At 69.0% G+C, this 13,460-nt stretch carries 9 protein-coding genes; 4 read left to right on the top strand and 5 right to left on the bottom strand.

The annotated features are described in order from the left end of the window. Window positions 1-26: 26 nt before the first annotated feature. From IF11_RS0128525 to IF11_RS0128515, 3 genes are read left to right on the top strand one after another with little or no spacing between them, the layout of a single operon-like run. Entirely contained in the window at window positions 27-1,100 is a 1,074-nt protein-coding gene (locus IF11_RS0128525) for a sugar ABC transporter substrate-binding protein (protein ID WP_051746321.1), read from the top strand. A 2-nt stretch (window positions 1,101-1,102) separates the two neighbouring features. After that, window positions 1,103-2,653, top strand: a complete 1,551-nt coding sequence (locus tag IF11_RS0128520; protein ID WP_030354626.1) for a sugar ABC transporter ATP-binding protein — start codon at window positions 1,103-1,105, stop codon at window positions 2,651-2,653. Beyond that, window positions 2,650-3,678 carry an ABC transporter permease gene (locus IF11_RS0128515; protein WP_030354625.1) on the top strand — a complete coding sequence of 343 codons (1,029 nt, stop codon included), beginning with the start codon at window positions 2,650-2,652 and terminating at the stop codon, window positions 3,676-3,678. The genes IF11_RS0128520 and IF11_RS0128515 overlap by 4 nt, the downstream gene beginning before the upstream one ends. A 45-nt stretch (window positions 3,679-3,723) precedes the next feature. Here the strand turns inward: IF11_RS0128515 and IF11_RS0128510 are convergent, their stop codons facing one another. The 5 genes from IF11_RS0128510 to IF11_RS0128490 form a co-directional block, all read right to left on the bottom strand. After that, on the bottom strand, window positions 3,724-4,395 hold the full coding sequence (locus tag IF11_RS0128510; RefSeq protein WP_030354624.1) for a FadR/GntR family transcriptional regulator: 672 nt from the start codon (window positions 4,393-4,395) through the stop codon (window positions 3,724-3,726). 120 nt (window positions 4,396-4,515) lie between these two features. Then, on the bottom strand, window positions 4,516-6,126 hold the full coding sequence (locus tag IF11_RS0128505; RefSeq protein WP_030354623.1) for a glycerol-3-phosphate dehydrogenase/oxidase: 1,611 nt from the start codon (window positions 6,124-6,126) through the stop codon (window positions 4,516-4,518). Between the two features lie 77 nt (window positions 6,127-6,203). After that, window positions 6,204-7,754, bottom strand: coding sequence for a glycerol kinase GlpK (gene glpK, locus IF11_RS0128500; protein WP_030354622.1), 1,551 nt, complete (start codon window positions 7,752-7,754; stop codon window positions 6,204-6,206). 36 nt (window positions 7,755-7,790) lie between these two features. Beyond that, window positions 7,791-8,582 (bottom strand): MIP/aquaporin family protein, encoded by a 792-nt coding sequence (locus IF11_RS0128495; protein WP_030354621.1) that lies wholly within the window; start codon window positions 8,580-8,582, stop codon window positions 7,791-7,793. Between the two features lie 223 nt (window positions 8,583-8,805). Continuing rightward, complete coding sequence (locus IF11_RS0128490; RefSeq protein ID WP_030354620.1) at window positions 8,806-9,570, bottom strand: IclR family transcriptional regulator; 765 nt, start codon at window positions 9,568-9,570, stop codon at window positions 8,806-8,808. Window positions 9,571-9,806: 236 nt separating this feature from the next. On the opposite strand from IF11_RS0128490, the gene metH reads away from it, so the two are divergent. Further along, a complete protein-coding gene (gene metH / locus IF11_RS0128485) occupies window positions 9,807-13,316 on the top strand; it encodes a methionine synthase (protein ID WP_030354619.1) in 3,510 nt (1,169 codons plus the stop codon). Window positions 13,317-13,460 lie beyond the last annotated feature (144 nt).

Here is a 13,460-nt window from a genome sequence, read left to right as displayed (position 1 = left end):
ATGAGGGACAAAGGACGGGACAATCCATGCCGCGACACCCGGTGGGGCGCCCCCCACTTCACAGACTCCGTACGACGAGCGCCTCGGCCTGCGCCGTGCTGCTGGCCGTGACCGCCCTGGCGGGCTGCAACCGCGACCAGGGAAGCGACGCGGCCGGCGGCGGCAAGGTCGGTATCGACCTGCCGCGCAGCGACAGCGACTTCTGGAACTCCTATCAGCAGTACGTCGAGAAGGGCGTCAAGGACGGTGAGGTCGACGCGCTCTCCCTGACCAACTCGCAGAACGACATCGGCAAGCTCGTCTCCAATGTCCAGGTCTTCACCGACCAGGGCGCCAAGGCCGTCGTCATGGCGCCGCAGGACACCGGGGCGATCGCCGAGACGCTCCAGACGCTGAGCGAGAAGAAGATCCCCGTCATCAGCGTCGACACCCGGCCCGACAAGGGCGATGTCTACATGGTCGTACGGGCCGACAATCGTGCGTACGGCGAGAAGGCATGCACCTACCTGGGCGAGCAGCTCAAGGGCAAGGGCAAGGTCGTCGAGTTCCAGGGCGACCTCTCCTCCATCAACGGCCGTGACCGTTCTGAGGCGTTCAAGTCCTGCATGGACGAGAAGTTCCCCGGTATCAAGGTCTTCGAGCTGGCCACCGAGTGGAAGGGCGATGTGGCCTCGGCGAAGCTCCAGTCGACCCTGGCCGCCCACCCCGACATCAACGGCATCTATATGCAGGCGGGCGGCGTCTTCCTGCAGCCGACACTGGCCCTGCTGGAGCAGAAGAAGCTGCTCAAGGCGCCCGGCGAGGCGGGGCACATCACGATCATCTCCAATGACGGCATCCCGGAGGAGCTGGACGCGATCCGGGAGGGGAAGATCGACGCCACGGTCTCCCAGCCGGCCGATCTGTACGCCAAGTACGCGCTGTACTGGGCGAAGCAGGCGCTGGCGGGCACCACGCCCAAGGCGGGCCCGACCGACCACGACTCCACGATCATCAAGATCCCGAACGGCTTCGAGGACCAGCTCCCCGCGCCGCTGGTGACCAAGGAGAACGTGGACGACCCGAAGCTCTGGGCCAACCAGCTGGAGAAGAAGAGCTAGCCATGGAACAGCAGCAGCGGGCCCCCGCCGCGGTCCACGCGGAAGGCATCGTCAAGCGCTTCGGTCCCACGGTGGCGCTCGACGGTGTCCGGCTCACCGTACGGCCCGGCGAGTCGCACGCGCTCGTCGGCCGCAATGGCGCGGGCAAGTCCACCCTGGTCAGCGTGCTCACCGGGCTGCACCGGCCGGACGCGGGAGAGGTGACCTTCGGCGGCGAGCCCGCGCCCCCCTTCGGGGACACCTCGGCCTGGCAGTCCAAGGTCGCCTGTGTCTACCAGAAGTCGATGGTCGTACCCGATCTGACCGTCGCCGAGAACCTGTTCCTCAACGACTACGGAGTCAGGGGCTCCGGGTCCGGCGCCCGCCGCCTCATCAGCTGGCGGGGGCTGCGCCGCCAGGCGCGCGACCTGCTCGCCGGGTACGGAGTCGACGTCGACCCCGACGCCCGCGCCAAGGATCTCCCGGTCGAGCAGCGGCAGTTCGTCGAGATCGCGCGGGCGCTGTCCTTCGGCGCCCGGCTCATCATCCTGGACGAGCCCACGGCGCAGCTCGACGCGCGCGGTATCCAGCGGCTCTTCGACAAGCTGCGGGAACTGCGCGGCCAGGGCGTGGCGTTCCTCTTCATCTCCCACCATCTCCAGGAGGTGTACGAACTGTGCACCGCCGTCACGGTCTACCGGGACGCCCGCCATGTGCTGACCGCTCCGGTCGCCGAGCTGTCCAAGGCGGAGCTGGTGACGGCGATGACCGGCGAGTCCGCGGGGACGGTCACCGCCTGGCATGCCGCGCGCGCGGAGGCGACGGACGCTCCGGACCCGGCGGCCGAGCCCGTACTGAAGGCCGAAGCGCTGGCGCTGGACGGCGAGTTCGAGCCACTGGATCTCGCCGTACGGCCCGGTGAGGTGCTCGGCCTGGCCGGAGCCGCCGCCAGCGGCAACACCGCGCTCGGCGAGACGCTCGCCGGGATGCGTACGGCGACCTCGGGGCGGATCTCCGTACGCGGCCGTACGGTGAAGCCGGGCAGCGTGCCGCACGCGCTGGACGCGGGCATCGGCTACATCCCCGAGGACCGGCACCGCCAGGGGCTCGTCCTGGACCGCAGCGTCGCCGAGAACGCCACGCTCACGGTCACCGGCCGGCTCGGCCCGTGGGGGACCGTACTGCCCTCCCGGACCAGGGAGTTCGCCCGAGCCATGATCGAGTCGCTGGACATCAAGACCCAGGGCCCCGAGCAGCCGGTCTCGGGGCTGTCCGGCGGCAATCAGCAGAAGGTCGTCGTCGCCCGCGCCCTGGCGCGCGGACCCAGCGCGCTGATCGCCCTGCGGCCCACCGCGGGCGTCGACGTCAAATCGAAGGACTCGCTGCTCGGCGTGGTGCGCAGGGTGGCGGACGAGGGCAGCGCGGCCGTGATCGTCTCGGACGAGCTGGACGATCTGCGGGTGTGCGACCGGGTACTCGCCCTGTTCCACGGGCGCGTGGTGGCTTCGTTCGGAAGTGGGTGGAACGACCGGGAACTGGTCGCCGCCATGGAAGGTGTGGGGGAGCGGGAATGACCGAGACGATGCGTCCGCCGGTGGCCGAGGAGGCCGACGGCGCGAGCCCGTTGAACCGGCTCCGGCTCATCCGGTGGAGCGATTTCTCCCTGGTGCCGGTGATCCTGGTGCTGATGGTGATCGGCTTCATCGTCTCGCCGGTCTTCCTCACCTCCAGCAATCTGATCAGCGTCGTCCAGCAGTCCTCCGAGCTGAGTCTGCTGGTGCTCGGCCAGGCGCTGATCCTGATCTGCGGCCGGATGGACCTGTCGCTGGAGTCGACGATCGGGATCGCGCCGGTCATCGCCATGTGGCTGGTACTGCCCTCCGAGGGCGGCCGGTTCGCCGGGCTCGATCTGCTGCCGGTCTGGATGGCCATCCCCGCCTGTCTGCTGGTCGGCATGGCCATCGGCGCGGTCAACGGCTTCCTGATGCTGAAGCTGCGCGTCAACGGCTTCATCGCCACCCTCGGCATGCTCACCATGCTGCGCGGACTCCATATCGGCATCACCGAGGGCAAGTCGATCACCGATGTCCCGGAGTCCTTCCGGTACTTGGGCAAGACCGACTGGCTGGGTGCCCCCGCCGCCGTCTGGATCTGTCTGGCGCTGTTCGCGATCGGCGGCGCGGCGCTGGCCTGGCTGCGGCACGGCCGTTCGCTGTACGCCATCGGCGGCAACCCGGAGGCGGCCCGCGCCGCCGGGATCCGGGTGGACCGGATCACCTGGATCGTGCTGGCCCTCGGCGGGCTGCTCGCGGCCTTCGCGGGCATCCTCTACACCGGCCACTACGGCTCGGTCGCGGCCACCCAGGGCAATGGCTGGATCTTCCAGGTCTTCGCCGCCGCGGTGATCGGAGGCATCAGCCTGAAGGGCGGGCGCGGCACGCTCTTCGGGGCGCTGACGGGTGTGCTGACCCTTCAGCTGGTGGTCAATGTGATGACGCTCGGGGGTGTGCCCGCGCTCTGGAACCAGTTCCTGAACGGCGCGATCATCATCGTCGCGCTGGTCATCTCGCGCTTCGCGAGCGGCGAGAAGCAGGACTGACCCGCGCCGGGCCCGTCTCGGAGGGCAGGCCCGGCGTACGGGATCTCAGAGGGTGGATCTCAGCCACATCTCCACGCTCGCGATATGGACGGTCGCCCAGGACCGGGCCGCTTCGGCGTCCCGGTCCCTGAGCGCCGCCAGAATCGCCCGGTGCTCGTGGAGCGTACGGCTGACCGCGTCCTCCTGGGTCAGCCCGCGCCAGATCCTGGCCCGGGTGGTGGGCCCGGAGAGCCCGTCCAGGAGCGAGCAGAGCACCGAATTGCCCGACGACTGCACGATCCCTCGGTGGAACTCCAGATCGGCGGCGACCAGCTGCTCCACCGAGGGCCGCTCTCCCAGCGCGTCCAACTGGGCGCTCAGCGCGTCCAGTTCGGCCTCGGTTATCCGGGAACTCGCCATCGCGGTGGCGGCCGGCTCCAGGATCCGCCGTACGGCCAGGAACTCCAGGACCGTGTCGTCCCGGTGGAAGTCCACGACAAAGCTGAGCGCCTCCAGCAGCAACTGGGGATCGAGGCTGGTGACGTACGTGCCGTCGCCCTGCCGTACGTCGAGGATGCGGATCAGCGACAGAGCGCGCACCGCCTCGCGCAGCGAGTTGCGGGACAGTCCCAGCTCGGCGGCGAGTTCGCTCTCCTTGGGGAGGCGGTCGCCCGGGCGCAGCGCGCCGGAGACGATCATTCCCTTGATCTTCTCGATGGCCTCGTCGGTGACAGCCATGGGGGACCTCCATACATCCGATGTATCGGCCCCCATTATGCGTCCCCGAACGCCGGGGAGGGGCACTCCCGGGCAGGGAGCGCCCCTCAATTCGTACGGATGTGCCCGTAGCCCGGCTTCTCAGCTCCGCTCGCCGAGCAGCGTCTCGACCCGGTGGCGGATGTCCTCCGTGTCCAGGCCGCGGATCGTCAGTGTCGTACGGCGGCGCAGTACGTCGTCCACCGTCTCGGCCCACTCGTGGTCCCGGGCGTAGACGACCTGCGCCCAGATCTCCGGGGCGTCCGGGTGGATCCGCTCGCTCAGCGCCGGGTGCTCGTTCGCCAGCCGCACGATGTCGAAGGCGAGCGAGCCGTAGTGGGTGGCGAGATGGCGGGCGGTGTCGACCGCCATCGACGGGCCCGTACCGCCGCCGTCGATCAGCAGCCGGTGGGCGACCGCGTTCGGGCTGGCGATCCCGGGCAGCGGCAGCTTCTTCGGCAGCCGCGAGACCGGCTCCATGCCCTGGCCGAGGGGATGGCCCGGCAGGGACTCCAGCTTGGCGAGCACGGTTCGGCCGATATGGCGGAAGGTCGTCCACTTGCCGCCGGCGACCGACAGCATGCCGCCGCGGCCCTCGGTCACCACCGTCTCGCGCTTGGCCTTGGAAGTGTCGCCAGGCCCGCCGGGCAGCACCCGCAGTCCCGCGAAGGAGTAGGTGATCAGATCGCGGGTCAGCTGCTGGTCACGGACCGAGAACGCCGCCTCGTCCAGGATCTGGTGGATGTCCTTCTCGTTGACCGCGACATCCCCGGGCTCGCCCTCGTACTCCTCGTCCGTCGTGCCGAGCAGCAGCATGTCCTCCCAGGGGAGGGCGAAGGTGATGCGGTACTTGTCTATCGGGGTCGCGAGCGCGGCCTTCCAGGGGGCGGTGCGCCTGAGCACCAGATGCGCGCCCTTGGAGAGCCGGATGGAGGGTGCCGCGTCCGGGTTCTCCATCTTCCGCAGATGGTCGACCCAGGGGCCGGTGGCATTGAGTACGAGCCGGGCGTCGACGCCGAACTCCGTACCGTCCATCCGGTCCCTGAGTTCGGCGCCCGTCACCCGCCCCTGGGTGAAGCGCAATCCGGTGACCTCGGCGTGGTTGAGGACGGTGGCGCCCGAGTCGACGGCCGCGCGGACCGTCATCAGCGCCATCCGCGCGTCGTTCATCTGGTCGTCGCCGTAGACGGCCACGGCCTTCAGATTGTCCGTACGCAGCTCGGGCACGGCCTGCCGCGCCTTGGCCGGGCTGATCACATGGCCGACACCGTCACCGAACGCGGAGAGCGCGGAGTAGGCGAAGACGCCCGCCCCGAGCTTCGCCGCGCCGTGCGGCCCGCCCTTGTAGACCGGCAGATAGAACGTGAGCGGATTGGCCAGATGCGGTGCCACCTGCCGGGACACCGCACGGCGCTCGAAGTGGTTCTCCGCCACCAGCTTCACCGCGCCGGTCTGCAGATAGCGCAGCCCGCCGTGGAGCAGCTTCGAGGAGGCGGACGAGGTGGCGCCGGCGAAGTCGCCGCCGTCCACGAGGGCCACCCGCAGTCCCGACTGGGAGGCATGCCAGGCGGTGGAGATGCCCAGAATGCCGCCGCCGATCACCAGGAGGTCGTACGTCGCGTTGGACAGTTGATCCCGGGTCTCGGCGCGGGTCGGCAGGGAACCGCCGGCCGGGTGCGTCCCCAGTGCGGGAACGCGCTGCAGGGTGCTCATTCTTCACTCCTCTTCGGATCTCACCGGCTCACCGGACAGGACCTGGCCCTGTCCGGACCTGGTCGGCCGACGGCCGGTCAGCTGTCGTCGTCGTCGAGCCAGCCCATGGTGCGCTCGACGGCCTTGAGCCAGTTCTTGTACTCACGGGCGCGGGTGTCCGCGTCCATCCGGGGCGTCCACTCGGCCGCCCGGCGCCAGTTGGCGCGCAGCACGTCGGTGTTCGGCCAGAAGCCGACGGCGAGTCCCGCGGCGTAGGCGGCGCCGAGGCAGGTCGTCTCGGCGACCATCGGGCGCACCACGGGTGCGTCGAGGACGTCGGAGAGCGTCTGCATCAGCAGATTGTTGGAGGTCATTCCGCCGTCGACCTTGAGCGCGGTCAGTTCGACACCGGAGTCCTTCGTCATCGCGTCACTGATCTCGCGGGTCTGCCAGGCCGTGGCCTCCAGGACCGCGCGGGCGATGTGCGCCTTGGTCACGTAACGGGTCAGACCGGCGATCACGCCCCGGGCGTCGGCGCGCCAGTGCGGTGCGAAGAGACCCGAGAAGGCGGGGACGAAGTACGCGCCGCCGTTGTCCTCGACCGAGGACGCCAGGGTCTCGATCTCGGCCGCGGAGTTGATCAGGCCCATCTGGTCGCGCATCCACTGCACCAGCGCGCCGGTGATGGCGATCGAGCCCTCCAGCGCGTACACCGCCGGTTCGTCACCGATCCGGTAACCGACCGTCGTCAGCAGGCCGTTGTACGAGTTGACCGGCTTGTGCGCGGTGTTCATCAGCATGAACGTGCCGGTGCCGTACGTCGACTTGGCCTCGCCCTCGGCGAAACAGGTCTGGCCGAACAGCGCGGCCTGCTGGTCACCGAGCGCGGAGGCGACCGGAATGCCGTCCAGGACGCCGCCCTTGGCGTTCCCGTACACCTCGGCGGAGGAGCGGACCTCCGGCAGGATCGCGGCCGGGACCTCCATGGAGTCCAGGATCTTCGGGTCCCACGCCATGGTGTGCAGATTCATCAGCATCGTGCGGGAGGCGTTGGTGACGTCCGTGACATGCACCCCGCCGTCGGTGCCGCCGGTCAGATTCCAGATGACCCAGGAATCCATGGTGCCGAAGAGGATCTCGCCGCGCTCGGCGCGCTCGCGCAGCCCCTCGACGTTGTCGAGCAGCCAGCGGGCCTTCGGTCCCGCGAAGTAGCTCGCCAGCGGCAGGCCCGTCTCGCGGCGGAAGCGGTCCTGGCCGACATTGCGGCCGAGTTCGCGGCAGAGCGCGTCGGTGCGGGTGTCCTGCCAGACGATGGCGTTGTGGACGGGCTCGCCGGTGTTCTTGTCCCAGAGCAGGGTCGTCTCGCGCTGGTTGGTGATGCCGATCGCCTTGACATCGGCGGAGGTGATGCCCGCCTTCTCGATGGCACGGGCCACGACTTCCTGGACGTTCGTCCAGATCTCCGCGGCGTTGTGTTCCACCCAGCCGGGCCGGGGAAAGATCTGCTCGTGCTCCTTCTGGTCGACCGCGACGATACGGCCGTCCCGGTCGAAGACGATGCAGCGGCTGGAGGTGGTGCCCTGGTCGATGGCCGCGATGAACGGCCCCGTCCCGTGGGAGGACGTTCCGGTGGTGGTGGTGTCGCTCACGGTGTCTGCTCCTGTTCGATGCGGGGGTAAGGGGGCTTACACGAGGACCCAGTTGTAGTAACCGCCCGCCAGCGCGCCGCCGATCAGGGGCGCGACCACCGGGATCCAGGCGTACGTCCAGTCGGAGCCGCCCTTGTTCGGCAGCGGCAGGAGCGCGTGCACGATACGGGGGCCGAGGTCCCGGGCCGGGTTGATGGCGTACCCGGTGGGGCCGCCCAGCGAGAGACCGATGGCCACCACGACGAACGAGGTGATCAGGACACCGAGCGTGCCGAGGCCGTTGCCCGAGTTGTTCAGGCCCTGTGTGAGGATCGCGATGACCAGGACGAATGTGGCGATGATCTCCGTCAGTACGTTCTGCAGTGGGTTCCGCACCTCGGGTCCGGTGGAGAAGACACCGAGCACCGGCCCCGCCTTGGGCGCCGTCTTCTGGTCCACGAGCCCTTCGACCGCGGGCTGCGCCGCGAGGATCTCCGGGTCGGTCAGATGAGCCTTGAACTGGCCCATGTAGGCCACCCACACCAGGAAGGCGCCGATCATCGCGCCCAGCATCTGGGAGCCGATGTAGAGCGGGACATCGCCCCACTTGATGCCACCCTCGATCGCCAGACCAAGGGTGACCGCGGGGTTGAGCAGAGCGCCGGAGATGGGGGCCGACAGATACGCGCCGACCATGACGGCGAAGCCCCAGCCGAAGCTGATGGCGAGCCAGCCCGCGTTCTGAGCCTTGGAACGCTTGAGAACGACGCCTGCGACCACGCCGCCACCGAGGAGGATCAGCAGGGCGGTGCCCGTGACCTCACCTATGAAGATGTCGAAGTTGGACACCCGAGACTCCTTCGTCCAGGGAAAGACAAACCGCCGGCTCACACCAGTGGTCCGCGCCCTCGGGCGAGGGCTACCGGCCCTTGGCGTTGTCACACACTAACTCGTATTGCCGGTAAGTGTTCGACAATGCCGACCGCTGAACGGCAGTTTTGTCCTGTGGTGCAGCGTCGTCAAGGGTTCAGTGGCCGAAACCTCGATCAGTACCGATGATCCGGCATTCGGTTCAAAACCGCCCGGCGCCGATGTCCCTCGACACCGCGCGGGCGCATTCACGGACCGCGGCGACCAGTTCGGAGCGCAGTTCGCCGGCCGGGCAGAGCCGCTCGACCGCGCCGGTGATGGCGATGGCGCCCACCGGCATCCGCCGCCGGTCGTGAATGGGGGCGGCCACCGCCGCCACGCCCTCCCAGGTCTCCTCGATGTCCGCGGCCCAGCCACGCGCCCTGGTCAGTTCGAGCACCGATTCGAACTCCGCCAAACCGGTGATGGTCCGCGGTGTGAAGTCCTTGCGGTCGCCCTCCACCGCCTCGGTGTGCGCCACCGGGTCGTACGCCGAGAGCACCTTCCCCAGCGCGGTGGAGTGCAGCGGCTGCATGGCGCCCACCTCCAGCACCTGCCTGCTGTCGTCCGGGCGGAAGACATGGTGGACGATCAGGACGCCCTGCTGGTGCACGACCCCCAGATGGACGCTCTCGCCGCTGGACCTGGCCAGATCGTCCGTCCAGACCAGGGCGCGGGAGCGCAGCTCGTGCACGTCGAGATAGCTGTTGCCGAGACGCAGCAGTTCGGCCCCCAGCTGGTACCGGCCCGAGGTGGCGTCCTGTTCGACGAATCCCTCGGCCTGGAGCGTGCGCAGGATGCCGTGCGCGGTGCCCTTGGCCAGCCCGACCGAGGAGGCGATCTCGGACAGGCCGAGCCGGCGCTCGCCGCCCGCGAGCAGCCGCAGCATCGCCGCCGCCCGTTCCAGCGACTGGATGTTCTTCGCCATCGGACCCGGACCTCCACTACGTTCGACAATGCTGAACACTATCGGTCGATGCCGACCTTCTCTCTCCATCGAGAGGATCTGTCAAGACCGCGCGCCCCGGATCTTCCCGTGGACAGGATGCCGTCCGCCCGCTGGGATGCCGCACCGGAACGGGGCGCGCCCGGCTACGCTGGCCGGGTGCGCCCTCCGACAGGGGGCGCAAAGCCGACAGCCGTCGCAGCCCCGGGAGTACTTTCATGGCCTCGTCGCCGAGCCCCTCCACCGACAGCCGGACCCGTATCGAAGCCCTCCGTGAGGCGCTCGCCACCCGCGTGGTGGTCGCCGACGGCGCGATGGGCACGATGCTGCAGGCACAGGACCCCACCCTTGAGGACTTCCAGGACCTCGAAGGCTGCAACGAGGTCCTCAACATCACGCGCCCGGACATCGTCCGCAATGTGCACAAGGAGTACTTCGCGGTCGGCGTGGACTGTGTGGAGACGAACACCTTCGGTGCCAACCACTCGGCGGCGAACGAGTACGAGATCGCGCACCGGATCGTGGAGCTGTCCGAGGCCGGTGCCCGCATCGCCCGTGAGGTCGCCGACGAGTTCACCGCCGAGGACGGCCGCCAGCGCTGGGTGCTCGGCTCGGTGGGCCCCGGCACCAAGCTGCCCTCGCTCGGCCACATCGCGTACGACGTACTGCGCGACGGCTACCAGCAGAACGCCGAGGGCCTCCTCGCGGGCGGCGCGGACGCCCTGATCGTGGAGACCACGCAGGACCTCCTCCAGACCAAGTCGAGCCTCATCGGTGCCCGCCGCGCGATGGACGCGCTGGGCGTGAACGTGCCGCTGATCTGTTCGCTCGCCTTCGAAACCACGGGCGTCATGCTGCTCGGTTCCGAGATCGGCGCGGCGCTCACCGCCCTGGAACCGCTCGGCATCGACCTCATCGGCCTCAACTGCTCCACCGGCCCGGCCGAGATGAGCGAGCACCTGCGCTATCTGGCCCGCCACTCGCGCACGCCGTTGATGTGCATGCCGAACGCGGGCCTGCCCGTACTGACCAAGGACGGCGCCCACTTCCCACTCGGCCCGGAGGGCCTGGCGGAGGCCCAGGAAGCGTTCGTCAACGACTACGGACTGTCCCTGATCGGCGGCTGCTGCGGTACGACGCCCGAGCATCTGCGGCAGGTCGTCGAGCGGGCCCGCGAGCTCACCCCGGCCGTCCGCGAGCCACACCCCGAGCCCGGCGCCGCCTCGCTCTACCAGACCGTGCCGTTCCGCCAGGACACCTCGTACCTCGCCATCGGCGAGCGGACGAACGCCAACGGGTCGAAGAAGTTCCGCGAGGCCATGCTGGACGGCCGCTGGGACGACTGTGTGGAGATGGCCCGCGACCAGATCCGCGAGGGCGCGCACATGCTCGACCTCTGTGTCGACTACGTGGGCCGCGACGGCGTCGCCGACATGAAGGAGCTGGCCGGCCGGTTCGCCACCGCCTCCACCCTCCCCATCGTCCTGGACTCCACCGAACTTCCCGTTCTGCGGGCCGGTCTGGAAATGCTCGGCGGACGTGCCGTCATCAACTCGGTCAACTACGAGGACGGCGACGGGCCCGAGTCCCGCTTCACCAAGGTCACCGAACTCGCTGTCGAGCACGGTGCCGCCCTGATCGCGCTCACCATCGACGAGGAGGGCCAGGCCCGCACCGTCGAGAGCAAGGTCGCCATCGCCGAACGCCTCATCGCCGACCTCACCGGCAACTGGGGGGTGAACGAGTCCGACATCCTGATCGATGTTCTGACCTTCACCATCTGCACCGGCCAGGAGGAGTCCCGGGGCGACGGCATCTCCACCATCGGGGCGATCCGCGAGCTCAAGAAGCGCCACCCGGACGTGCAGACCACCCTTGGCCTGTCGAACATCTCCTTCGGCCTCAATCCGGCCGCCCGTATCGTCCTGAACTCGGTCTTCCTCGACGAGTGCGTCAAGGCCGGACTCGACTCGGCGATCGTGCACGCCTCCAAGATCCTGCCCATCGCCCGGCTGGAGGAGGAGCAGGTCAAGACTGCCCTCGACCTCATCTACGACCGGCGGGCCGAGGGCTACGACCCCCTGCAGAAGCTCATGGCGCTCTTCGAGGGCGTCAACATGAAGTCGATGAAGGCGGGCCGTGCCGAGGAACTCCTCGCCCTGCCGCTGGACGAGCGCCTCCAGCGCCGCATCATCGACGGCGAGAAGAACGGCCTGGAGGCGGACCTCGACGAGGCCCTCCAGGACACCCCGGCCCTCGATATCGTCAACAACACGCTGCTCGAAGGCATGAAGGTGGTCGGTGAGCTGTTCGGCTCCGGCCAGATGCAGCTGCCGTTCGTGCTCCAGTCCGCCGAGGTCATGAAGACCGCGGTCGCGTATCTGGAGCCGCACATGGAGAAGACCGACGACGACGGCAAGGGCACCATCGTGCTCGCCACCGTCCGCGGTGACGTCCATGACATCGGCAAGAACCTCGTCGACATCATCCTGTCCAACAACGGCTACAACGTCGTCAACCTGGGCATCAAGCAGCCCGTCTCCGCGATCCTGGAGGCCGCCGAGGAGCACCGGGCGGATGTCATCGGCATGTCCGGTCTGCTGGTGAAGTCGACCGTGATCATGAAGGAGAACCTGGAAGAGCTCAATCAGCGGCAGATGGCCGCCGACTACCCGGTGATCCTCGGTGGCGCGGCGCTGACCCGGGCCTATGTCGAGCAGGATCTGCACGAGATCTACGAGGGCGAGGTCCGCTACGCGCGCGACGCGTTCGAGGGACTGCGGCTGATGGACGCCCTGATCTCCGTCAAGCGCGGCGTCCCCGGCGCCGTCCTGCCCGAGCTGAAGCAGCGCCGGGTCAAGGCCAGGCCCCAGACGGAGGTCGAGGAGCGGCCGGAGGAGGGCGCGGCCCGCTCGGACGTCGCCGTCGACAACCCCGTGCCCACGCCGCCGTTCTGGGGCACCCGCGTGGTCAAGGGCATCCAGCTCAAGGAGTACGCGTCCTGGCTGGACGAGGGCGCGCTCTTCAAGGGCCAGTGGGGGCTGAAGGAGGCCCGCAAGGGCGGCCCCAGCTACGAGGAGCTGGTGGAGAGCGAGGGCCGGCCCCGTCTGCGCGGCTGGCTGGAGCAGCTGCACACCCGGAACATGCTGGAAGCCGCCGTCGTCTACGGCTACTTCCCCTGTGTGTCCAAGGGCGACGACCTGATCCTGCTGAACGACGACGGTTCCGAGCGCACCCGCTTCACCTTCCCGCGCCAGCGGCGTGGCCGCCGCCTCTGCCTGGCGGACTTCTTCCGCCCGGAGGAGTCCGGCGAGACGGATGTGGTCGGCCTCCAGGTCGTCACCGTCGGCTCGAAGATCGGTGAGGCGACCGCCGAGCTGTTCGAGGCCAACTCCTACCGCGACTATCTGGAGCTGCACGGGCTCTCCGTCCAGCTCGCCGAGGCGCTCGCCGAGTACTGGCACGCCCGGGTCCGCTCCGAGCTGGGCTTCGCGGGCGAGGACCCGTCCGAGGTCGAGGACATGTTCGCCCTGAAGTACCGGGGCGCCCGCTTCTCGCTCGGCTATGGCGCCTGCCCCGATCTGGAGGACCGCGCGAAGATCGCGGAGCTGCTGGAGCCGGAGCGGATCGGTGTCCAGCTCTCGGAGGAGTTCCAGCTCCATCCCGAGCAGTCCACCGACGCCATCGTGATCCACCACCCCGAGGCGAAGTACTTCAACGCTCGCTGAGGTCCGACCCGCACAGCGGTCCCCGAGACCGCCGCCGCGGCCCGCGCCGGGCCCTCGGTTCCCCTGCGCGGGGGAACCGAACGGCGCGAGCGGCGGACGAGTCGTACACTTATCGGTCCAGTGCAGGCCGGTCGCCTGTCCCGG

The sequence above is a fragment of the Streptomyces scopuliridis RB72 genome (assembly GCF_000718095.1).
Taxonomy (GTDB): Bacteria; Actinomycetota; Actinomycetes; order Streptomycetales; family Streptomycetaceae; genus Streptomyces; species Streptomyces scopuliridis.
This window is presented reverse-complemented; position numbering and strand designations above follow the sequence as displayed.